Here is a 22,386-nt window from a genome sequence, read left to right as displayed (position 1 = left end):
GCGGCAAAACTGCATGAAAATGGCGCTCAAACCTTTCGTTTCGCCAAAATTTCGTAATTTTTGTTTCGTTTAGTTGGTAATTTGCCACATCATTCGCTTCCGATTGTGGCTGCATTGCGACTATCTGTGCCGATACCGAAGCTAAAGCCTTAAATATCTTTCGAAATATCTTTCGTGTTTGACTTTTCGAAAATAACTATTTATGATTTTTCCACCGAATACTTTCGCAAATATCCAATGACCACTCTTCTCGAACGCGACGCGACCACCTGGCAGGACATCGGCGGCTTATATACTGCCGAAGAAATCGCCCAGCAGCCGGCGGTCTGGCGCGCCCTGTCGGCCAGCCTGCGCGCCCACCAGGATCGCGTCGCCGCCTTCCTCGGTCAGCGCCTGGACGATCCGCGCCAGCGCGTCATCCTGACCGGGGCCGGCAGCTCGGCCTATGCGGGCCAGATCGTCGCCGACGAGTTGAATGCGCGCTGCGCCGCCCAGGTGCGCGCGATCGCCACCACCAGCCTGCTCACCCATCCGGAGCTCTACCTCGACCCAGGCGCCCCGACCCTGCTGGTGTCCTTCGCCCGCAGCGGCGACAGTCCGGAAAGCCTGGCCGCGGTCGAGCTGGTGCGCGCCACCGTGGCCGATGCCCGCTTCCTGCATATCACCTGCAACCCATCCGGCGCGCTGGCGGTGCGCGGCGCCAACGACGACGCCGCCTGCGTGCTGCTGATGCCGGCCGCCAGCTGCGACCGCGGCTTCGCGATGACCAGCAGCTTCACCTCCATGCTGCTGGCGGCGCTGTGCGTGCTGAGCGGCGATGCCGATTGCGCGGCACGTCCCGAACGGCTGGCGGATGCGGCGGAACGCGCGCTGGCGCACTGGGCGCCGGCCGCCGCCGCGCTGGCCGCGCATCCGGTCGAGCGCGTGGCCTACCTCGGCAGCGGCCCGCTGGAAGCGCTGGCGCGCGAAGCCGCCCTCAAGCTGCTGGAGCTGACCGGCGGCCGCGTGCTGGGCATGGCCGATACCCCGCTGGGCTTCCGCCACGGCCCGAAGTCGGCGCTGAACGCGGCCTCGCTGGTGGTGCTGTTCTATAGCGGCAAGCCGCTGGCGCGCCGCTACGAAACCGACCTGCTGGACGAACTGCGCCGCGACGGCGTGGCGGCCCGGGTGCTGACGGTGGGCGTGGGCGGCGATTTCGGCGCCGATGCGCCCGACTGGACCGACGCCTGGCTGGCCCCGCTGTGGCTGCTGATGGCGCAGCAGTATGCCCTGCACCAGTCGGCCGCCCTCGGCCTGCGCCCCGACAATCCTTTCGCCAGCGGCACCGTCAACCGCGTCGTCCAGGGCGTCACCATCTATGCACATGCGCAGGAAAACGAGCATGACTGATCCCGCTGGCTTCCACGGCATCGACATCGGCGGCACCAAGATCGAGCTGGCGAGCTACGACGCCGGCCTGCGCGAAGTGCACCGCGAGCGCATCGCCACCCCGGGCGAAGACATCACCGCCTTTACCGAGGCCGTGTGCGCCCTGGTGCGGCGCGCCGATGCGGCGCTGGGCGCCGAGGCGCCGGTCGGCATCGGCCTGCCCGGCGTCACCGACGGCATCAGCGGCCGCCAGCTCAGCTCCAACGTGCCGGCCCTGAACGGCCGCGAAGTGCGGGCGATGCTGCAGGACGCGCTGGCGCGGCCCGTCGTCACCGGCAACGACTGCCAGTGCTTCGCCCTGTCCGAAGCCGACGGCGGCGCCGCCGACGGCCTGCCGAGCATGTTCGGCGTCATCCTCGGCACCGGCGCCGGCGCCGGCTATTGCGTGGGCGGGAGCTTGCTGCGCGGCCGCAACGGCATCGCCGGCGAATGGGGCCACTGGCCGCTGCCGGCCACCCTGGCCGCGCGCTACGGCCTCGACCTCATCCCCTGCCCCTGCGGCCGCACCGCCTGCCTGGAACGCTATGTGTCCGGCCCCGGCATGCAAGGCCTGCACCGCCACCTGGGCGGCGACGGCGCCGAGCCCCTCGCCATCGCCGCGCGCGCCAATGCCGGCGACGAGATCGCCCGGCGCACGCTCGAGGTCCACCTCGACCTGCTGGCCCACGGCCTGGCCTGCGTCGTGCTTGGCCTCGACCCGCATGCGATCGTGCTGGGCGGCGGCCTGTCGAACCTGCCGCACCTCTACCGCGACCTGCCGGAAGCGCTGCGCCGCCACCTGTTCGCCGGCGCCCACCCGCCGCCGGTCCTGCCGCCGCGCTTCGGCGACGCCGGCGGCGTGCGCGGCGCCGCGCTCCTGATCCGTCAACAATTGAAGGACTTCGCGACACCATGAACCAGACCTCCCCCGTCCAGGACATTGTCAAGGCGCACCGGCGCGGCGACGCCGTCGGCCTGTACAGCGTCTGCTGCAGCCACCCGACGGTGCTGGGCGCCGCCATGCGCGTGGCCGCCGACTACGACACCCCGCTGCTGGTCGAAGCGACCTCGAACCAGGTCGACCAGTTCGGCGGCTACACCGGCATGACGCCGGCGATGTTCCGCGAGCACGTGCTGGCGCTGGCGCGCGAGCGCGGCTTCCCGGCCGAGCGGCTGGTGCTGGGCGGCGATCACCTCGGCCCGAACGCCTGGCAGGAACTGGATGCCGCCACCGCGATGGCGCATGCCGAGACCCTGGTGGCCGACTACGCCGCCGCCGGCTTCCACAAGATCCACCTCGACTGCAGCATGCGCTGCGCCGACGATCCCGAACGCCTGCCCGACGAGATCGTGGCGGAGCGCTCGGCGCGCCTGGCCCGCATCGCCGATGCCGCCGCGGCGGCCGCCGGCCATCCGCCGCCGGTGTACGTGATCGGCACCGAAGTACCGATCCCCGGCGGCGAGGCCAGCCTGGTCGACGCCGGCGCCCCGACCACCCCCGAGGCCGCGCGCCGCACCCTGTCCGTGCATTGCCACGCCTTCCTCCACGCCGGCCTGCACGGCGCCTGGCGCCGCGTGATCGCGATGGTGGTGCAGCCGGGCGTCGACTTCGACCACAGCCAGGTGCAGCATTACACGCCGGCACCGGCGGCGGCGCTGTCAAGCTTCATCGCCGACCAGCCCGGCCTGGTGTTCGAAGCCCACTCGACCGACTACCAGCACGAGATCGCGCTGCACCAGATGGTGCGCGACCACTTCGCGATCCTGAAGGTCGGCCCGGCCGCCACCTTCGCCATGCGCGAAGGCCTGCTGGCCCTGTGCAGCATCGAGGACGAACTGGTGCCGGCCGCCGAAAGTTCGCGCCTGATGCAGGTGCTGGACGAAGTCATGCTGGCCAAGCCCGCCCACTGGCGCAAGCACTATCACGGCAGCAGCGAGGAACAGCGCCTGCTGCGCCGCTATGCGCTCAGCGACCGCTGCCGCTACTACTGGGGCGAGCCGCCGGTCGCCGCCGCCGTCGAGCGCCTGTTCGCCAACCTGCGCCGGCGCGCGATTCCGCTGCCCCTGCTCAGCCAGTACCTGCCGGACCAGTACCTTGAGGTGCTGCAGGACCGCCTGTCCACCGATCCACTGGCGCTGGTGGAGCACCGGATCGGCCTCGTGCTGGCCCAGTATGCGCGTGCCTGCAGCCGCAACATGGCGGCAGTCGGCAAGCCCGTCGCTATCTGTTAAGCTCGGCATTTTTCCAACGCCGACGAGCCGAGACCGACACCATGCGAAATACCAGCCAGCGCCGCGAAACGATCCTGCAAATGCTCTCCCGCCAGGGCTCGGTCCAGGTGACCGAACTGGTGGAGCAGCTCGGGGTCTCGGCCGTGACCATCCGCCACGACCTGTCCGCCCTGGGCAGCCAGGGCCTGGTCACGCGCAGCCACGGCGGCGCGGTACTGACGCGGGTGCCGCCGCCGGAGCAGACCATGCGCCAGAAGGACGCCCTGTACCACGAGCAGAAGGAGCGCATCGGCGCCTTCGCGGCCTCGCTGGTGGAGGCCGGCGACAACATCGTGATCGACTCCGGTTCCACCACCATCTTTTTGGCGCGCAACCTGCTCGACGCCAGCGGCGTCACGGTCGCGACGAACGGCCTGAACATCGCCTGGGAGCTGGCCGACGCGCCCGGCATCGACCTGATCCTGACCGGCGGCCTGCTGCGCAAGCAGTCGCTGTCCTTCCAGGGCAGCCAGGCCGAGGCCTGCCTGCAGGTCTACAACTTCGACAAGCTGTTCCTGGGCGTGGACGGCCTCGACCTGCAGTTCGGCGTCACCACCCATCATGAGGCCGAGGCGAGCCTGAACCGCATGATGGTCGAGCGCGCCAAACGCATCATCGTCCTGACCGACAGTTCCAAGTTCGGCCGGGTCAGCCTGCACCGCATCGCGCAGCTGGACCGGATCCATACCATCATCACCGATGCCGGCATCAGCCCCGAGTACCGCGAAGGGCTGCTCAAGCTGGGCATCGAATTACATATCGCGGAATAGAGAGTGCTCGACGGCAGAATCCTCACCCCCGACGGCTGGATCGCAGGCAGTATCCGATTCGGTCAACGTATCGACAGCATCAGCGAGGATTCGGCCGCCGCCGGCGGACCGTGGATCCTGCCCGGCTTCATCGACCTGCACGTTCACGGCGCCGGCGGCGTCGACATCATGCAGGGCGGCGACGCCGGCGCCACGGTGGCGCGCCACCATGCGCGCCACGGCACCACCTCCCTGCTCGGCACCACCATGACGGCGCGCGAAGCCGCGATCCGCAAGGCCCTGAGCGGCCTGGCCGGCCCGATCGGCGAACGTCCGGCCGGCACCGCGCGCATGCTGGGCGTGCACCTGGAAGGTCCCTTCATCAACCCGGCCCGCCTGGGCGCCCAGCCGCCCGACGTCATGACCGCCAGCCTGGACCTGGTGCGCGCGCTGCACGCGATCGCACCGATCCGCGTGCTGACCCTGGCGCCCGAAATCGACGGCCACCTGGCACTGATCCCGCAGCTGGCGGCGATGGGCATCCGGGTCCAGCTCGGCCACAGCGCCGGCAGCTACGAGGACGGCCTGGCCGCCCTGCAGGCCGGCGCCGCCGGCTTCACCCACCTGTTCAACGGCATGAGCGCCCTGCACCACCGCGAGCCGGGCATGGTGGGCGCCGCCCTCGCCCATGCCGAGTACGCGGAAGTCATCCCCGACCTGCAGCACGTCGGCCCCGGCGCCCTGCGCGCGGCGCTGCGCGCGATCCCGCGCCTGTACGGCGTGACCGACGCCACCTCCGCCACCGGCATGCCGGACGGCGAGTATGCGCTCGGCAGCCAGCGCGTGTTCAAGTGCCAGGGCTGCGTGCGGCTCGGCAGCGGCTCGCTGGCCGGCAGCGCCCTGACCATGGACCAGGCCCTGCGCAATTTCGTCGATATCGGCTTGACGATGCACGACGCCAGCAACCGCCTGTCGCGCTTCCCGGCCGACTACCTGGGCGAATCCGAACGCGGCCGCCTGGTGCCCGGCGCCTGGGCCGACATCGTCGTCCTCGACGCCGACCTGCAGCCGATGGCCGTCTTCGTCGAAGGCGAAGCCATCGATCTTTCTTAACGGAGCCATGATGTCCGCCATGCTTTCCGCCTCCCCCGCCCGCTCCACCGCCTACCTCCTGTGCATCGCCGGCATGGGCGGCCTGCTGTACGGGATCGACGTCGGCATCATCGCCGGCGCCCTGCCCTACCTGGAATCGACCGCCTCGCTGACCTGGAAGCTCGGCGCCCAGGAACTGAGCTTCATCGTGGCCGCGGTGCTGCTCGGCTCCGTGCTGTCCTCGCTGTTCGCCGGCTTTCTCGCCGACCTGATCGGACGGCGCGCGGCGATGGCGCTGTCCGGCTTCCTGTTCGTCATCAGCATCCCCGTGATCGCGCTGGCGGACGGCTACGTGCCGCTGCTGCTGGGCCGCCTGCTGCAAGGCGTGAGCGGCGGCCTGATCGGCGTGATCGTGCCGCTCTACCTGGCCGAATGCCTGCACGCGCGCCAGCGCGGACGCGGCGCCGCCCTGTTCCAGCTGCTGCTGACGGTGGGCCTGGTGGCCGCCGCCGTGATCGGGCTGGTGCAGGCGCGCAGCGTGGAGACCGCCTCGCAGGCCGCGGCGGCCCTGCCCGAGCAGCTGCGCGCGGCGGCCGTATTGGCGGCCAAGGACCACGCCTGGCGCGCCATCTTCTGGATGTGCCTGGCGCCCGGCCTCGTCTTCACTGGCGGCTGCCTGCTGCTGGCCGAGTCGCCGCGCTGGCTGGCGCGCCGCGGCCGCGACCGCGAAGCCCGCGCGGCCCTGCTGCGCACCCGCACGCCGGCCGAGGCCGAATTCGAACTGGCCGAGATGCGGCGCATTCCGGCCGCCCGCAACGCCGCCGATCCGCTGCTGTCGCGCCGCTACGTCTTCCCCTTCCTGCTGGCCTGCCTGATCCTGGCCTGCACCCAGGCCACCGGCATCAACTCGGTGCTGGCCTATGTGGTCAACATCCTCGGCCGCGCCGGCCTGCCGGGCGCCACCGCGAACGCCGCCGACGTCATGCTCAAGGTGATCAACGCCCTGATGACGATGCTGGCCGTGTTCCTGGTCGACCGCCTCGGCAGGAAGTCGCTGCTGATGCTGGGCAGCGCCGGCATCGTGATCGCCTCGCTGGCGGCCGGCCTGCTGTTCCACGATACCGAGGCGCAGCAGCGCGACGTAAGCACGGCGGTAGCGGCCATGATCGAAAACGACAGCCTGGCGCTGCGCATGGATGCGCCCACCCTGCAGCGCCTCGGCGCCGCTGCCGGCGCCGGCGCCGGGCCGCAGGTGCTCACGGTCGCCTATGCCTACGGCCCCTTCACCAATGTGCAGACCCTGCGCAGCGACGATCCCGCCCTGCCGCTGCTGCAGGCGCGCCGCGCCGATGCGGTGCAGCCGGACAGCGTGCTGGGCAAGGCCTTCCGCCGCCTCCACCTGAACCCCTTCGCCGATCCGGCCGCGGCGGCCGCCGCGCCGCTGACGATCGAAAGCGCGCGCCTGGGCGCCCTGCCGCCGCCGGAACGCGGCTGGCAGGTGGCGCTGGCGATCGCCGTGTTCGTCGCCAGCTTCGCGGTCGGCCCCGGCGTGTGCGTGTGGCTGGCGCTGTCGGAACTGATGCCGACCCGGATCCGCTCGAATGGCATGAGCATCGCCCTGCTGATCAACCAGTTCGTCTCGACCGCCTTCGCGGCCCTGTTCCTGCCCATCGTCGGCCGCCACGGCTATTCGGCGGTGTTCTTCTTCGGCGCGGCCTGCTCGGTGGTGTATTTCCTGGCCGCCGCCTTCCTCCTGCCCGAGACGCGCGGCAAGACCCTGGAAGAGATCGAGGCGCATTTCGCGGGGGCCAAGGCCGGCTGAACTTGCACTGCGCGCCCCGGTAGATGACAATAGTAAATTGCAAAATTGCATCATCACCGGGGTCCTGAATCTTGAGCATCGAACCGTCGAGCGTCACCGAGGCGCCGAAGGCCGCCACGCCTGCCGCCACCACCCACCTTCCCTACCGGCCCGACATCGACGGCCTGCGCGCCGTCGCGGTGCTGTCGGTGGTCCTGTTCCACGCCTTCCCGACCTTGCTGCCGGGCGGCTTCATCGGCGTCGACGTGTTCTTCGTCATCTCCGGCTTCCTGATCTCCGGCATCCTGCTGCGCGAACTGCAGCAGGACCGCTTCAGCATCGCCGGCTTCTATGCGCGCCGCGTCAAGCGGATCTTCCCCTCGCTGCTGGCGGTCATGTTCGCCTGCCTCGCCTTCGGCTGGTACGCCCTGTTCCCCGACGAGTACGCGCAACTGGGCAAGCACGTGGGCGGCGGCGCCAGCTTCTCCGCCAACTTCTTCTACTGGGCGCAAGTCGGCTACTTCGACACCAGCGCCGACACCAAGCCCCTGCTGCACCTGTGGTCGCTGGGGATCGAGGAGCAGTTCTACATCGTCTGGCCGGCCGCGCTGTTGCTGACCTGGCGCCGTCGCGCCAACCTGGTGGCCGTCACCGCCGCCCTGGCGCTGCTGTCCTTCGTGCTGAACGCGGTCGGCGTCACCCACCATGGCACCGCCACCTTCTATTCGCCGCTGAGCCGGGCCTGGGAACTGCTGGCCGGCGCGCTGCTGGCCTGCGCCGCGCACCGCAACACCGCCGACGGCACGACGGGCGGGAAGACGAACGGCATGGCCCTGCTCGGCCTGGCCCTGCTGGCCTTCGGCGTGGCGCTCACCAAGCAGGAACATTTCCCGGGCTGGCGGGCACTGGTGCCGGTGGCGGCGGCAGTACTGCTCATCGCCGCCGGTCCGCGCGCCTGGATCAACCGGGTGGTGCTGGGCAACCGGCTCGCCGTCTGGATCGGCCTGATCAGCTATCCCTTCTACCTGTGGCACTGGCCGCTGCTGTCCTTCGCCCAGATCGTCGAGGGCCACCTGCCGGCGCCGCGCATCCGCATCGCCGCGGTGCTGGCGGCGCTGGTGCTGGCCTGGCTGTCCTACCTGTTGCTGGAACGGCCGCTGCGCGGCCTGTCGGGCCGCCGGGCGCGCCTGCCGGTGGCGCTGCTGTGCGCATTGATGGCAGCCACCGGCCTGGCCGGCGCCTATGTGTTCAGCCGCGACGGCTTGCCGCAGCGCGCCCCGATCCAGGACAACCTGGCCAACCAGAAGGCCCTGGTCATCGTCGAGGACAAGGCCAACGCCGCCGCCTGCAAGCAGCGCTACGGTTTCGCCTCCATGTACGAATACTGCCTGCTGGCCTGGCCGGACCGCGATCCGACCGTGGCCCTGCTCGGCGACAGCCACGCCTACCACGTGGTGGCGGGCCTCACGAATTACTACAAGAGCCAGGGCGAGAACCTGATGATGATGGGCACCCGCGTCCCCTACTGGGGCCTGGCGGCCGGCGACGACCCGTACCAGAAAGCCACCCAGCCGATGCTGGAACTGGCGCTGAAGACGCCGTCGATCAAGACCGTGATCTTCGCGACCCACCTGCGGCTCGGCTTCGCTCCCGGCTCCAGGCCGGCGATCGATGCCGCGCGCGACACCTACCGCCGCTTCCTGGCCGCCGGCAAGCGGGTGATCGTCATCGAGGACATCCCCGACCTGTCCTTCGACCCGCGTACCTGCATCAAGCGCGCCGGCGTGGCCTCGTCGGCCACCACCTCGCCGTGCGCGATTCCGCGCAGCGAATGGGACAGCCAGGTCGAGCAGCACGAGCAGATCCGCAAGGAGACGGCGCGCATGTTCCCGCAGGTCGAGTGGTTCCGCGCCTCGGATGCGCTGTGCGACGAACGCCAGTGCAGGGCCATGATCGACGGCCACCTGATGTACCGCGACATCGGCCACCTCAGCTACGAGGGCGACCTGTGGGTCGGCAGCCACTTCGCCCGCTGGGCCGAGCAACAGGATCGGCTGCCCAAAGCCGGAAAAACCCCATAGAATAGGTTGATTCACGGAATCAACCTATTTACTGCCTTCCCAGCCATGCATCCGGACACCCTTTTATTCGCCGCGCCCGCCAGCCTGATCCCGGCCATCGCGGCCGCCATTTTCGGCCTGCTGATCGGCAGCTTCCTGAACGTGGTCGTGCACCGCCTGCCGATCATGCGCCAGCGCGAGATCGACAACTACATCGCGGACAAGGAGGGCAAACCGCTGCCCTTCCCGGAGCGCTACAACCTGATGGTGCCGAGGTCGGCCTGCCCGCATTGCGGCCACCAGATCACGGCGCTGGAGAACATCCCGATCCTCAGCTGGCTGGTCCTGCGCGGCAAGTGCAGCAATTGCAAGGCGCCGATCTCGGCCCGCTACCCGGTCGTCGAGGCGGTCAGCGGCATCCTGTCCGGGCTGCTGGTCTGGCATTTCGGCAGCGGCTGGGTGGGCCTGGCGGCATTGGTCTTCACTTACCTGCTGATCTCGATGACCCTGATCGACGTCGACCACAAGGAACTGCCGGACGACCTCACCTATCCGCTGCTGTGGCTGGGCCTGCTGGTCAACCTGGACGGCAGCTTCGTGCCGCTGCGCGATGCGGTGCTCGGCGCCGTTGCCGGCTACCTCTTCCTGTGGGCCGTGGCGCGCGCCTATGAACTGGTGCGCGGACATATCGGCATGGGCGAAGGCGACTTCAAGCTGCTGGCCGGCTTCGGCGCCTGGTTCGGCTGGAAGATGCTGCCGACGATCATCGTGCTGTCCTCCTTCGTCGGCGCCGCCGTCGGCCTGACCATGATCCTGATCGGCCGGAAGAAAAAGGGCGAGTACATCCCGTTCGGCCCCTATCTGGCGGGGGCTGGTATGATCGCGCTCTTCTACGGACCGGAACTGACGCGCCTGGCCATGGGGCTGGCGCAGCCTTGAATGGATAAACAGGATTCCACGCCAGCCGCCCTGCGATTCGCCGTCGGCCTGACCGGGGGCATCGGCTGCGGCAAGACCACGGTCGCCGACCTGTTCGCGGCGCGCGGCGCCTCGGTCATCGACACCGACCAGATCGCCCATTCCCTCACCGCCCCGCACGGCGCGGCCATGCCGGCCCTGGTCGCCGAATTCGGCCCGGAGTTCGCCACGCCCGAGGGCGCGCTGGACCGCGCGAAGATGCGCGCGCTGGTGTTTTCCGATCCCGGCGCGCGGGCCCGCCTGGAAGCCATCCTGCACCCGAGGATACGCGAAGCGACCGCCGCCGCCGCCCTGCTGGCCACCGGCCCCTACGTGATCTTCGTGGTGCCGCTGCTGATCGAATCCGGCACCTGGCGCGAGCGGGTGGCGCGGATCCTGGCCATCGACTGCCCGGAAGAAGTGCAGGTGGCGCGCGTGATGGCGCGTAACGGCCTGGCGGAAGCCCAGGTGCGCGCCATCATGGCGGCCCAGGTCACGCGCGCCCAGCGCCGGCTTGCCGCCGACGACATCATCCTCAACGACGACGGCCTCGGCGCCTTGGAGCCCCAGGTGGAACGCCTGCACGCTTTTTATCTTGACGAAGCGGCAAGATTGGCGGCCGCACCGAACGAGCGTTTGTAATTTTGCCCACGATGGTTCAGAATCACGTGGTCGCGCCAGCCTACGCCGAGAGGAATGCCACTTTGATCGTCTACGAATACCCATTCAACGAGCGGATTCGCACGTTGTTGCGGCTCGAGGACCTGTACGAGAAGTTCAAGTTCTTTGTGAACCAGGAACATCCTCTGCAGCACCATGTCGCTCTCGCGACGATCTTCGACATGCTGGAAGTGGCCGGGCGCGCCGACCTCAAGTCCGACCTGCTGCAGGAACTGGAACGCCAGAAGCAAAGCCTGCTGAGCTACCGCAGCAATCCCGCCGTCGCCACCGAGATGCTCGATGCCGTGCTGGCCGAGCTGGACACGGTCAGCAATGCCCTCGTCACCGCCCAGGGCAAGACTGGCCAGAACATCCGCGACAACGAGTGGCTGATGAGCATCCGCGGCCGCACCGTGATGCCGGGCGGCGCCTGCGAATTCGACCTGCCCTCCTACTATGCCTGGCAGCAGCGCCCCGCCGCGCAGCGCCACGCCGACATCATGGGCTGGTTCGCGCCCCAGGCCCCGCTGTTCGACGCCCTGGCCCTGGTGCTGCGCCTGCTGCGCGATTCCGGCGGCCCGGTCAAGATGATCGCCGTGGCCGGCAGCTACCAGCAGATGCTGCAGGGGAAGGTCTACCAGATGCTGCGCCTCTCGATCGACGACAGCCTGGGCGCGATTCCGGAAATCTCGGCCAATAAATACATGCTGTGGGTGCGCTTCACGAGCCAGGGCGAGAACCTGAAACCCAAGGCGCTCGAAGACGATGTACCATTCGAGCTCACCCTCTGCAACTTCTGAAAACTGTCATGACCGTCGTATCCTGTCCAACCTGCGGCAAGAAGGTCGAATGGAAGCCTGAAAACCAGTTCCGTCCATTCTGCTCCGACCGCTGCAAGCAAATCGACCTCGGCGCCTGGGCCGAGGAAAAGTACACGATCCCTGGCGCCACGCCAGGCGATGCCCAGGACGATCCGCTGGCCGAGTAATGCCGCTCGCAAGCCGGGCTCCCGGCGCCAAAGTGAATCGGCTGCTATAGTCGTTCTTCACTTTTTGTCAGGAGCTCCCGATGCAAAAACGTAAACTGGGGAATCTCGAAGTCTCTGCCCTCGGCCTGGGCTGCATGGGCATGACCCATGCCTACGGGCAGGCGCCGGACCGCCAGGCCATGATCGACCTGCTGCGCACGGCGGTCGAGCGCGGCGTCAGCTTTTTCGATACGGCCGAAGTCTACGGCCCCTTCAACAACGAGGAATTGGTCGGCGAAGCGCTGGCGCCGCTGCGCGGGCAGGTCGTCATCGCCACCAAGTTCGGCTTCGCGCCCGATCCGAACGGCGGTACGCGCTGGTCCGGCCTGGACAGCCGCCCCGAACACATCCGGGAAGTGACCGAGGCTTCGCTCAAGCGTTTGAAGACCGACACCATCGACCTGCTCTACCAGCACCGCGTCGATCCGAACGTGCCGATCGAGGACGTGGCCGGCACCGTCGGCCAGCTGATCAAGGAAGGTAAAGTGAAGCACTTCGGCCTGTCCGAAGCCGGCCCCGACACCATCCGCCGCGCGCATGCGGTGCAGAAGGTGACGGCGCTGCAGAGCGAATACTCGCTGTGGACGCGCGAGCCCGAGCAGGAGATCCTGCCGCTGCTCGAAGAACTCGGCATCGGCTTCGTGCCTTTCAGCCCGCTCGGACGCGGCTTCCTGACCGGGAAGATGGACGAGACCACCCGGTTCGACAGCAACGATTTTCGTAACAGCCTGCCGCGCTTCACGGCCGAGGCGCGCAAGGCCAACCAGGCCCTGGTCGAGCTGCTGGGCCAGGTCGCGCAGCAGAAAGGCGCGACGCCGGCCCAGGTGGCGCTGGCCTGGCTGCTGGCGCAGAAGCCGTGGATCGTGCCGATTCCGGGTACGACCAAACTGCACCGGCTGGACGAGAACCTCGGCGCGATGGCACTCGAACTGACGCCGGAGGAACTCACCGGCATCACGCAGGCGGCCGCCAGCATCCCGATCGAAGGCGCGCGCTATCCGGAGAATCTGGCGCGCCAGGCAAAGGGCTGAGCCGGGCCGAACTGCGTTCAGCCGCGCGCCAGCTCGCGCATGACGCGGTCGTGCACGAAGCCGGGCTCGCTGCGCTCGCGTGGGCCCTCGGCGATCCAGGCCCAGGGCAGCACGTGGATCCCGCCGCGCAGGGCGCCCATCAGGAGCCTGGCTTCCCTGACCGCCCCGCACAGGTAGCAGGCCACGGCGAAGTGGTTCAACGCCAGGTCGGCCACACCGCCGCCCAGATCCAGCAGTTTCTCTTCCAGCGTGGCGGGACCGGCGTCCAGCCAGGCGTACAGCGCCGCCTTGACCTCGGCCGCGCATTGCGGCGTGCGGATGGTCGCGCGGCCCTTCGCTCCCGTCGCCAGCGCATACTCGCAATACGCCACCGCGACCAGGCAGTGCAGCACCCGGCCCTTCGGACTGCGCCTGGAGACCGCGCGCACGAAGCCGAACATCTCCTTGTGGCTGCCGCACCATTTTTCTGCGGTCGCCATGAAATAGCTGTAGTGCGCGCCCCAGTGCAGGGACGAGCGGGCGATGGCGGCACGGAACAGGGTTTTCAGTTTCTCGTCCTCGCCGTCGCCGGCCACTTCGGCCACGATCAGCCAGGCAAAAGGATCGGCCAGCTTGGCGTCGAGCGCGGCCGCGGCCTGCAGCGGCACCTCGGCTTCCTTCAAGGTCCGCAAGAAGGGTTCCCAGGCGCCGGCATCGACGTCCTCCGCATACTCGCTGCCGCGGATCTTCCATGCGTCGGCTACCAGGTTGGCGCCAAGCAGCAGCTGGGCCATGGCGCAGCGTGGCTGGGCCTGCACCCAGCGTGATGCCGCCGGCACCGCGTTCTCTTCTTCGGCGATGGCGCGCACGAGCAGGTCGCGGCCCTCCTCGCTGGATTTGGCGAGCGCCTGTTCGACTTCATGCCAGGCGCCCTGTTCCAGCCTGGCCAGCAGTCGCTGGGCTTGCTGCTTTCCGCGGGATTCGTTGACGACCGCGCGCGGCTTGAGGCCGAGGGTGGCGAGGAGGCTCATGCTTGACTCCGAAGCAATATATTGCTTGGAAGATAAATAAAATGTTTCAAGAAGTCAACATTCACGTCCCTGAGAGGGACAGATCCAGGATGGCTTCCCGGATCAACGCTGCCATCCGTTCGCAGCCTGGCGTCTGCGTTCCGGTTCCCATGAGAAGCGCCAACCGGATATCCGGAAGTTCGGGCACGCCGTCTTCGGCGGTGAGCAAGCGCAATTCCTGCGGCAATCCGAGGCGGGTGCGTACGGTAACGCCAAGCCCGGCGGCGACCGCCGCCCATACGCCGGCCAAACTGGGACTCGTGTACACGATACGCCAGGGAATGCCCGCGCGGTCGAGCGCGTCGATCGCGGCCTTGCGCATCACGCAGGGGGAATCCAGGACGGCCAGGCGCACGGGTTCGCGCCGGACTTCTTCCCCGCCGAGGCCGAGTGCGGCGGGTCCTATCCAGCGCATCGGATAGTCGCCCAGTATCTCCACCTGGGGTAACTGGCTTGCGGTATGCCAGGCAAGTGCGAGATCGATCTTGCCGGCCTGGAGCCGGGCGATCAGTTCGGCGTTGCGGGCAATCAGCGTCTCGACCTGCAAGTCCGGATGGCTGCGCATGAAACGGCCGAGGACATTCGACAGCAGGCTTTCGCCAAAGTCTTCCTGAAGGCCGAGCCTGACGACACCCTGGATCTGCATCCCGGACACGGCGGAGCTCGCTTCATCGTTGAGCTCGATGATCCGGCGCGCATAACTCAGCAGCACTTCACCCGCCGGGGTCAGCACCAGGCCGCGCCCGGACCTGCGCAAGAGATCGGCATTCGCCTGCTCTTCCAGCTTCTTCAGCTGCATGCTGATGGCCGAGGTCGAGCGTCCGAGCTTGTCCGCCGCCCGCGAAAAACTGCCGAGATCGATACCTTCGCAAAAGCTGCGCAATGCATCCATATCGAAATTCGTTCGCCGCATTATCGTCCCTATTTATTGAAATATCGCTTCAGATATATTCGATTTTCAAAACCATCTCCTGAAAATATCATGTTCTCCTCAACCATGGAGAAAGCAATGACGTCGACTTTGAAAGGAATGGGAGCCAGCGCATTGGGTGCCGTACCCGCGCTGGCCGAGCTGTCGGACCGTGTCCTGTTCGGCGAAGTCTGGGAACGCGCTGCGCTGGGAAAACGCGACCGCAGCCTGGTAACGGTCGCCTGCCTGATCGCGCTGTGTCGCGACGAGCAACTGCCCTTCCACCTGCAGACTGCGCTCGGCAATGGCGTCACCCGGCAGGAACTGGAAGAAGTGGTCACCCACCTGGCTTTCTATGCGGGATGGCCCGCTGCCGCTACCGCAACGCGCCTGCTGGACGCGCTACCGCCCATGGCTGACTGAGGAAGCTGGCCGATGCCGCCGACTGGTCGTTCGGCAACGGCCTTGTCGCCACTACCTTGATTGGAGCCTCAACATGATCGCAATGCATTACCGCTTGCCACTGCCTGCCGACTACGACATGGCCATCATCGACCGCCGCATCGCGGACAAGGGCCGTTTCACCGATGGGTTTCCGGGGCTGCTGTTCAAGGCCTACCTCAGCGCGCGCAAGGACGGCGCCGGCCGGGACAACGCCTATGCGCCCTTCTATGTCTGGAACACGGTCGAAGGCATGCACGCCTTCCTGAACGGGGCCGGCTTCGCCGCCCTGTCGGCGTCGTTCGGCAGGCCGGCGGTCGAGACCTGGCTGGTCTGGCAGGCACAACTCAGGCCCGGCTTTGCCCAGGCGCGCTTCGCCTCCGTCGCGCGGCAGGCGATCCCGCCCGGCACCGATCTCGAAGCGCTGCGCAAACGCGAAACCGGGCTGGCCATCGACGACGTCGAGGATGGCGGCGCGCTGGCGGCGGTGACCGGCTATGAGCCGGCCACCTGGACTCTGGTGCGCTTCCGGCTCTGGCAGGACGAGCCGCCAGCCGGCGCCGATTCGTCCCTGCTCGTGTACACGGTCGGCCACATATCGGAAGGGCACGCCCAGGCCGCCGACATCGAAGCGCCAAACCAGCCCGAGAAGGGTAGCGCAGCTCATCCAGTTGCTCCATCAGCGGGATGATGCCCGGCAGCAGACAGGCGTGGAGCGCAAACACTCCCGCAATTGATATTGCTACTTAACCACAGCGCGTTCTGGACGCAGAGCTGGCGGGCACGCGTCCACTTCGTCCCGCGCGGCATGTCGGCCGCTCCCTTCGTTCGCGGCTTCGTTGAAGGCAATCCTCACGCCTATGTGATCAGCAATCACACCTTCCGCGAGCACGCCGAAAAAGATGCGTCGGCGGCGATAATGCCTGGACTATAGCCGCGTACGTCCGCTATCGCCCCCACCGCCATGCTTTTCTTATTTCACGAAATAACCGGAAACCTTCCAGCTTCCATCCCGCTCCCGCATCGGCACGACGGTCTCGATGGCGTTCCGCCGCTGCTCGAACTGCGTCTCGTACTGGATCAGCACATACTCGCCGGGCGGCGCACCCGGCAGCGAGTTCTTGAATTCCGATGACAAAAGCTTGCGCGACTTGGCCGCGCCGAACGGCTGCCTTGCCTTCTTGAGGGTGTCCGACCAGGCGGGTTTGGAGACCGCGGCCTGGAACGACGACGCGGCCTGGTCCCAGGTAGCGGCGCCATCGCCCGCATCGGCGAGCGCAAGCCAGCGGTCGGCAGCGTCGACCGCGCTTTTCACGGCGTCCGCTTGCTGGGCATGGACCATGGGAACTGCCAGTGCGGCAGCGAGAACGAAAAGCAGAGTACGCCGTTGCATATCAACTCCGGATAGTCGAGAAGATAACAGCGTGCTCTACCTGCGTTGCGATGTCAACCAGACAATAAATGGCCAGGCCGGCTCAAGCCGGATAGCGTACCTGGTCCAGCCACTCCAGCAAGGGAATGGTGGCCGGCAGCAGCGGACTGACGGAGTAGCCGCCCTGCCATGCGAAGGCCTGCCCTTCCAGGCTTTGCGGCTCGCCCGTCCACTCGCGGCTGATGTAGAAATACAAGCGCACGTGGGCGTGCTCGTAGACGTGTTCGACGCAGCACCAGGGTTCGGCGCTGACGACGTGTACGCCCAGCTCCTCGACGAATTCTCGCTGCAGGGCGTGGAAGATGTCCTCGCCCTGCTCGACTTTCCCGCCCGGGAATTCCCAATAGCCGGCATAGGGCTTGCCTTCCGGACGCTGGCCGAGCAGCACGTCGCCGTTCTCGCGCATCAGGATGCCGACGGCGACGTCGATCGGTTTCTTGCCTGCTTCAGCCATCGGCCTGCCCCAGCTTGCCCGCGTAATCCTTGGCGAACTGCCAGGCCACCCGTCCCGAACGCGAGCCGCGACCCAGCGCCCAGCGCAGGGCATCGGCGCGTGCGGCCTCGATCTGCCCGGGGGTGCAGCCGAAGCTTTGCAGCCAGTGGCCGACGATGTCCAGGTAGTCGTCCTGCTTGAAGGGATAGAAGGACAGCCACAATCCGAAGCGTTCGGACAGCGAGATCTTTTCCTCGACCGTCTCGCCGGGATGCAGGTCGCCGTCGTCGCCATGGCTGTAGCCGGTGTTGTCCGACATTTTTTCCGGCATCAGGTGACGGCGGTTCGAGGTCGCGTAGATCAGCACATTGTCCGACTGCGCCGTGATGCTGCCGTCCAGCGCCACCTTCAGCGCCTTGTAGCCGGCTTCGCCCTCTTCGAAACTGAGGTCGTCGCAGAAGATCACGAAGCGCTCCGGACGGCCAGCCACGAGGTCGACGATGTCCGGCAGGTCGGCCAGGTCCGTCTTGTCGACTTCGATCAGGCGCAGGCCCTGGCCGGCAAAGCCGTTCAGGCAGGCCTTGATCAGCGACGATTTACCGGTGCCGCGTGCGCCGGTCAGCAGCACGTTGTTGGCCGGGCGCCGCGCGACGAACTGGCGGGTATTCTGTTCGATCTGCTCCTTCTGGCGGCCGACGTGCTGCAGGTCGTCCAGCCGGATGTTCGACGCGTGCAGCACCGGCTGCAGGTACTTCTGGCCGTTGGGGCCGGCGCCGGGCCGCTTGCGCCAGCGGAAGGCGAAGCTGCGCCCCCACTCCGGCTCGCGCGGTACGGCCGGGGGCAGCATCGCTTCCAACCTGGCCAGCAGGTTCTCGGCGCGATGCAGAAACTGGTCGAGCTGGTTCATGAAGAGCGAAACTCAGGAGCGATAGTCGGCGTTGATCGAGACGTAGTCGTGCGACAGGTCGCAGGTCCAAACCGTGGCATTCGCATCGCCGCGGCCCAGTTCGACGCGCACCAGGATCTCGGCCTTCTTCATCACGCGCTGGCCGTCTTCTTCCTTGTACTCCGGGTTGCGGCCGCCGGCCTTCGCCACCAGCACGTCGTCCAGGTAGAGATCGAGCTTGGTGGTGTCCAGGTCGTCGACGCCGGCATAGCCGATCGCGGCCAGGATGCGGCCCAGGTTCGGGTCCGAGGCGAAGAAGGCGGTCTTCACCAGCGGCGAGTGGGCGATGGAATAAGCGATCTTGCGGCACTCTTCCATGTCGCGGCCCTGCTCCACCGAAATGGTCATGAACTTGGTCGCGCCTTCGCCGTCGCGGATGATCTGCTGGGCCAGGTGGGTCGAGATGCCGGTGACCGCGTCGCGCAGGGCGATGTAGTCGGGGCTGTCGGTCGAATCGATGCGAAGGGAGCCGGTACCCGTCGCCATCAGGATGAAGGAGTCGTTGGTCGAGGTGTCGCCGTCGATGGTGATGCAGTTGAAGGAGCGGTCGGCGGCGTAGCGCACCAGTTCGTCCAGCACGGGCTGGGCGACCTTGGCGTCGAAGGCAAGATAGCCCAGCATGGTCGCCATGTTCGGCTTGATCATGCCGGCGCCCTTGCTGATGCCGGTGAGCGTGACGGTGTGGCCGCCGATGGCCGTGGTGACCGAGGCCGCCTTCGGCTGGGTGTCGGTGGTCATGATGGCTTCGGCCGCGTTGAACCAGTTGTCCTGCTTCAGGTTCGCACAAGCGGCCGGCAGCGCGGCGACGATCTTCTGCACCGGCAGCTGTTCCAGGATCACGCCGGTCGAGAACGGCAGCACCTGCTGGGCGTCGATGCCGAGCAGGCGCGCCACTTCGTCGCAGGTGGCGCGGGCAGCAGCCAGGCCGGTCTCGCCGGTGCCGGCGTTGGCGTTGCCGGTGTTGACCACCAGCGCGCGGATCGGCTTGCCGCCATCGGCGGCGGCCGCCAGGTTGGCCTTGCTCACCTGGACCGGGGCGGCGCAGAAGCGGTTCTTGGTGAACACGCCGGAGACGGTGGCGCCTTCGGCGAGTTTCATCAGCAGCACGTCCTTGCGGTTCGGCTTCTTGATGCCGGCTTCGGCAAAACCGATGTCGATGCCATTCACGGGTTTCAGCTCACTGGCAACGGGCAGGGGAGAATTGACGGCCATGGTGTTCTCTACTCTCAAGGAAGGAAAGATTGACTAATCCGTTATTGTACCGCCAGCCGCCGCCGGGCAGCGCCGCGCCTTGTTTCATGACTATCCTGGTTAATGACTTTTTAAGACGAGTCGTTAATAATTGGAAACATAACAACGATCCGGCCCTCCCGTGAAAACTGTCCTCTCGTCCTCCCTGCTGGCGGCAGCGCTGCTGGCCGTCCCCGCGCTCGCCGCGGAACACCCGACCGTCGCCAAGGCCGCCGCCAGGCCCGCCCCGGGCCCGGTCGCGGACGCCCTGCAGTCCGCCCTGGGCGAGCTGCAGCTGGCCCAGGATCCGCGCCTGCCCCTGCCCGCCCAGCTGGACGGCATCGCGAGCGTGCGCTACACCCCGGAGACCGCCGCCAAGCTGCGCACGGTGTTCGGCAACGATCAGCCCTTCACGGTCGAACGGCAGCAGGCCAGGGCGGGCCGCCTGGCTTACCGGCTCGCCCTGCAGCCGCTGCACTACACGGGCCAGGACAATTCGCGCGTCGACTGGGACGCGGCCCTGCTCGATCTCGACATGGACAAGGCCGGCAAGACCGTCGGCTTCAAGGGCCATTGGACTACCCTGGCCGCCGAGGACCCGAACCTGCGCCTGAGCGCGGAAGGCATCACCGTGTCCGGGCACCAGTCCCGCAGCCGCGACAAGCTCTGGTTCGGCAACGGCCAGGTACGCATCGCCAGCGTGCGCGGCGTGGCCAAGCCCGGCGCCTCGGTCGTGACCATGGACGACGTGCGCGTGGGCTGGCGCAGCGTGGAGCATCCGAAGTCCATCGACATGCTGTTCCAGCAGCGGATCGGCGCCATCTCCGCCGCCGGCGAAAAGGTCGAGGACATCCGCTTCGACATGCGCTTCGTAAACATCGACCGGGCCTCGATGGCGGCGCTGCAGGAGGCCGGCGAGCGCCGCCGCGAACAGCTGAAGACGATGACGCCCGAGCAGCAGCTGGCGGCCATGAAGCCCTTGTTCCTCGACTTCGGCAAGGCCGCCATCGCGCGCGGCTCGGCCCTCGAGATCGACGAGATCAGCGCTCGCTTCCATGGCAACAAGGCCAGCATCCGCGGCCGCGTCGGCCTGCTCGGGGCGGTCGAGGCCGACCTGCAGGACATGAACACGCTGCTGAAGAAGATCGTGGCGCGCTTCGAGGTGCGGGTGCCGGTCGCGATGGTGCGCGACATCGCCGGCATCGTCGCCGCGCGCCAGGCGGCGCAGCAGGGCACGCCGCCGAATGGCATGAGCGCCGCCGGCATGGGCCAGACCATCAGCGACGTCATCGTCGGCAAGCTGGTCGGCGGCGGTTTTGCGCGCGTCGAGAACGATGTGCTGGTCTCGACCCTCGAGGTCAGGAACGGCAAGCTCACCGCCAACGGCAAGGAAATCGGTCTGCCGAAGCTGACGCCGGCCGGCACGGCCCCGGTCGTGACGCAACGCTCGAACCTGCCGCCGAACGCGCTTCAGGCGCGCCGCATCGAGGACAGCTGTGCCCTGCCCGACTTCCCGGACGAGGTGATGGCCCAGGACAAGCCGATCCGCGCCGGCTTCGCCTGGCGCGTCGACGAACAGGGCAAGGTGGAGAACGTGCGCGTGACGGCGCCCAGCGGCTATCCGGGCTGGGACCGGTCGATGACCGAGGTGCTGGGCCAGTGCCGCTACATCCCTGCCCTGCAGGACGGCAAGCCGATCGGGCTGCAGATCGACTGGAACGTGGCGCGCACCGCTGGCGGACCGCGCTCCCCTTCTCCCTCGCCTTGAGTAAGATCCCTCCCACCATGCGGAGACTTCCATGACCGAAACCCAACGCAGCACCTTGAGCGCCTGTTTTTCGCTGGCGATCATCCTGTGCGCCCTGTTCGTGACCCAGCGCTTCGTGCTGCCGCTGCTGTGGGCCGCGATCCTGTGCATCGCCACCTGGCCGCTCTACCGGCGCGCGCTGCGCCTCACCGGCAATCGCGAGATCCTGTCCGCGGCCCTGGTCACGCTGCTCGCCGCGCTGGTCTTCATCACGCCGCTGGCGCTGGGCGTGATCCAGGCCGCGCACCAGGCGCCGGCGCTGGCCCAGCTGGTCGCCAAAACCAATACCGACGGCCTGGCGGCGCCCGAATGGCTGCTGCGGATCCCGATGGCCGGCGACGCCATCTATAACTGGTGGCAGGCCACCCTGGGCCAGCCGCACGGCCTGGCGCACCTGCTGCAGGACGGCTCGGTCGGCCGCATGCAGTCGGCCAGCGAAGTACTCAAGCGGGTCGGCAGCGGCGTCCTGCACCGCCTGATCGACGTCGCCTTCGCCTTCCTCTGCCTGTTCTTCTTCTACAAGGACGGCCATGCGCTGCAGAGCCAGACCCATGCCATCGGCGCCCACCTGATCGGCGCCCAGCGCTGGGCCCTGTATTCGCTGAAGGTGCCGACCGCGGTGCGCGCCACCGTCAACGGCCTGGTGCTGGTCGGCCTGGCCGAGGGCGTCCTGCTGGGCATCGGCTACCAGTTCGCCGGCGTGCCGTCGGCGGTGCTGTGGGCGGCCGCCACCTGCGTGCTGGCGATCATCCCCTTCGGCGCGCCGCTGGCCTTCGGCGCCGTCGCCGCCCTGCTGCTCTTCCAGGGCAACGCGAGCGCCGCCGCCGCCATCGTCGCCCTTGGCGTGGTGGTGCTGTTCGTGGCCGACCACTTCGTGCGCCCGACCGTCATCGGCAACGCCACCAAGCTGCCCTTCCTCGCGGTCCTGCTGGGCATCCTCGGCGGGGTCGAGACCCTGGGCCTGATCGGCCTGTTCGTCGGCCCGGTGGTGATGACCCTGTTCGTCACCCTATGGCATGAAGAGAAGCGCTTCCGGCATGCGGGGACGCGGGATGCGGCCGGCTAGGCGGGATCCCGGGACCG

22 protein-coding genes are annotated in these 22,386 nt (G+C 67.7%); 16 read left to right on the top strand and 6 right to left on the bottom strand.

What is annotated here, in order from left to right:
- The first annotated feature begins 237 nt into the window (after nt 1-237).
- The 12 genes from AB4Z32_RS12935 to AB4Z32_RS12880 all read left to right on the top strand — a co-directional run bounded on the left by AB4Z32_RS12935 (nt 238) and on the right by AB4Z32_RS12880 (nt 13,055).
- Entirely contained in the window at nt 238-1,389 is a 1,152-nt protein-coding gene (locus AB4Z32_RS12935; protein ID WP_442122248.1) for an SIS domain-containing protein, read from the top strand.
- Complete coding sequence (locus AB4Z32_RS12930) at nt 1,382-2,323, top strand: ROK family protein (protein ID WP_442122247.1); 942 nt, start codon at nt 1,382-1,384, stop codon at nt 2,321-2,323. The genes AB4Z32_RS12935 and AB4Z32_RS12930 overlap by 8 nt, the downstream gene beginning before the upstream one ends.
- The gene (locus AB4Z32_RS12925) at nt 2,320-3,639 is read left to right on the top strand and encodes a D-tagatose-bisphosphate aldolase, class II, non-catalytic subunit (RefSeq protein WP_442122246.1); all 1,320 of its coding nucleotides are present in this window, start codon (nt 2,320-2,322) and stop codon (nt 3,637-3,639) included. The genes AB4Z32_RS12930 and AB4Z32_RS12925 overlap by 4 nt, the downstream gene beginning before the upstream one ends.
- A 41-nt stretch (nt 3,640-3,680) precedes the next feature.
- On the top strand, nt 3,681-4,448 hold the full coding sequence (gene agaR, locus AB4Z32_RS12920; RefSeq protein WP_442122245.1) for a transcriptional repressor AgaR: 768 nt from the start codon (nt 3,681-3,683) through the stop codon (nt 4,446-4,448).
- Nucleotides 4,449-4,451: 3 nt separating this feature from the next.
- The gene (locus tag AB4Z32_RS12915; protein WP_442122244.1) at nt 4,452-5,540 is read left to right on the top strand and encodes an N-acetylglucosamine-6-phosphate deacetylase; all 1,089 of its coding nucleotides are present in this window, start codon (nt 4,452-4,454) and stop codon (nt 5,538-5,540) included.
- Between the two features lie 19 nt (nt 5,541-5,559).
- On the top strand, nt 5,560-7,341 hold the full coding sequence (locus AB4Z32_RS12910; RefSeq protein WP_442122243.1) for an MFS transporter: 1,782 nt from the start codon (nt 5,560-5,562) through the stop codon (nt 7,339-7,341).
- 71 nt (nt 7,342-7,412) lie between these two features.
- Nucleotides 7,413-9,401: an acyltransferase family protein gene (locus AB4Z32_RS12905; protein ID WP_442122242.1), complete on the top strand. Its 1,989-nt coding sequence runs from the start codon at nt 7,413-7,415 to the stop codon at nt 9,399-9,401.
- Between the two features lie 45 nt (nt 9,402-9,446).
- On the top strand, nt 9,447-10,319 hold the full coding sequence (locus AB4Z32_RS12900; RefSeq protein ID WP_442122241.1) for a prepilin peptidase: 873 nt from the start codon (nt 9,447-9,449) through the stop codon (nt 10,317-10,319).
- Nucleotides 10,320-10,979: a dephospho-CoA kinase gene (gene coaE / locus AB4Z32_RS12895; RefSeq protein WP_442122240.1), complete on the top strand. Its 660-nt coding sequence runs from the start codon at nt 10,320-10,322 to the stop codon at nt 10,977-10,979.
- 62 nt (nt 10,980-11,041) lie between these two features.
- Nucleotides 11,042-11,797: a cell division protein ZapD gene (zapD, locus tag AB4Z32_RS12890; protein ID WP_442122330.1), complete on the top strand. Its 756-nt coding sequence runs from the start codon at nt 11,042-11,044 to the stop codon at nt 11,795-11,797.
- 8 nt (nt 11,798-11,805) lie between these two features.
- The gene (gene yacG, locus AB4Z32_RS12885; RefSeq protein WP_442122239.1) at nt 11,806-11,985 is read left to right on the top strand and encodes a DNA gyrase inhibitor YacG; all 180 of its coding nucleotides are present in this window, start codon (nt 11,806-11,808) and stop codon (nt 11,983-11,985) included.
- Nucleotides 11,986-12,065: 80 nt separating this feature from the next.
- The gene (locus AB4Z32_RS12880) at nt 12,066-13,055 is read left to right on the top strand and encodes an aldo/keto reductase (protein ID WP_442122238.1); all 990 of its coding nucleotides are present in this window, start codon (nt 12,066-12,068) and stop codon (nt 13,053-13,055) included.
- Between the two features lie 17 nt (nt 13,056-13,072).
- On the opposite strand, the gene AB4Z32_RS12875 is transcribed toward AB4Z32_RS12880, so the two are convergent.
- Together AB4Z32_RS12875 and AB4Z32_RS12870 are read right to left on the bottom strand one after the other, a co-directional pair.
- On the bottom strand, nt 13,073-14,065 hold the full coding sequence (locus tag AB4Z32_RS12875) for a hypothetical protein (RefSeq protein WP_442122237.1): 993 nt from the start codon (nt 14,063-14,065) through the stop codon (nt 13,073-13,075).
- A 61-nt stretch (nt 14,066-14,126) separates the two neighbouring features.
- The gene (locus tag AB4Z32_RS12870; RefSeq protein WP_442122236.1) at nt 14,127-14,996 is read right to left on the bottom strand and encodes a LysR substrate-binding domain-containing protein; all 870 of its coding nucleotides are present in this window, start codon (nt 14,994-14,996) and stop codon (nt 14,127-14,129) included.
- Nucleotides 14,997-15,113: 117 nt separating this feature from the next.
- On the opposite strand from AB4Z32_RS12870, the gene AB4Z32_RS12865 reads away from it, so the two are divergent.
- The gene (locus tag AB4Z32_RS12865) at nt 15,114-15,437 is read left to right on the top strand and encodes a carboxymuconolactone decarboxylase family protein (RefSeq protein WP_442122235.1); all 324 of its coding nucleotides are present in this window, start codon (nt 15,114-15,116) and stop codon (nt 15,435-15,437) included.
- A 73-nt stretch (nt 15,438-15,510) separates the two neighbouring features.
- Nucleotides 15,511-16,146 carry a DUF4865 family protein gene (locus AB4Z32_RS12860; RefSeq protein ID WP_442122234.1) on the top strand — a complete coding sequence of 212 codons (636 nt, stop codon included), beginning with the start codon at nt 15,511-15,513 and terminating at the stop codon, nt 16,144-16,146.
- A gap of 282 nt (nt 16,147-16,428) precedes the next feature.
- Here the strand turns inward: AB4Z32_RS12860 and AB4Z32_RS12855 are convergent, their stop codons facing one another.
- The 4 genes from AB4Z32_RS12855 to argJ form a co-directional block, all read right to left on the bottom strand.
- Nucleotides 16,429-16,848 carry a DUF4019 domain-containing protein gene (locus tag AB4Z32_RS12855; RefSeq protein WP_442122233.1) on the bottom strand — a complete coding sequence of 140 codons (420 nt, stop codon included), beginning with the start codon at nt 16,846-16,848 and terminating at the stop codon, nt 16,429-16,431.
- Nucleotides 16,849-16,930: 82 nt separating this feature from the next.
- Nucleotides 16,931-17,341, bottom strand: coding sequence for an NUDIX domain-containing protein (locus AB4Z32_RS12850; RefSeq protein ID WP_442122232.1), 411 nt, complete (start codon nt 17,339-17,341; stop codon nt 16,931-16,933).
- Nucleotides 17,334-18,227 carry an ATP-binding protein gene (locus AB4Z32_RS12845; protein ID WP_442122231.1) on the bottom strand — a complete coding sequence of 298 codons (894 nt, stop codon included), beginning with the start codon at nt 18,225-18,227 and terminating at the stop codon, nt 17,334-17,336. The genes AB4Z32_RS12850 and AB4Z32_RS12845 overlap by 8 nt, the downstream gene beginning before the upstream one ends.
- 12 nt (nt 18,228-18,239) lie before the next feature.
- Nucleotides 18,240-19,478 (bottom strand): bifunctional glutamate N-acetyltransferase/amino-acid acetyltransferase ArgJ, encoded by a 1,239-nt coding sequence (gene argJ, locus AB4Z32_RS12840; protein WP_442122230.1) that lies wholly within the window; start codon nt 19,476-19,478, stop codon nt 18,240-18,242.
- A 160-nt stretch (nt 19,479-19,638) separates the two neighbouring features.
- Here argJ and AB4Z32_RS12835 point away from each other — a divergent pair, with 160 nt between their 5' ends.
- Nucleotides 19,639-21,264, top strand: a complete 1,626-nt coding sequence (locus AB4Z32_RS12835) for a DUF945 family protein (RefSeq protein ID WP_442122229.1) — start codon at nt 19,639-19,641, stop codon at nt 21,262-21,264.
- Nucleotides 21,265-21,295: 31 nt separating this feature from the next.
- The gene (locus AB4Z32_RS12830; RefSeq protein ID WP_442122228.1) at nt 21,296-22,369 is read left to right on the top strand and encodes an AI-2E family transporter; all 1,074 of its coding nucleotides are present in this window, start codon (nt 21,296-21,298) and stop codon (nt 22,367-22,369) included.
- Nucleotides 22,370-22,386: the final 17 nt, after the last annotated feature.

Origin of the sequence: Massilia sp. 2TAF26, from assembly GCF_052115005.1 — a bacterium.
Classification (GTDB): domain Bacteria; phylum Pseudomonadota; class Gammaproteobacteria; order Burkholderiales; family Burkholderiaceae_D; genus Telluria.
The sequence above is the reverse complement of the archived record's forward strand: the minus strand, read 5'-3'. Positions and strand labels throughout refer to the sequence as shown.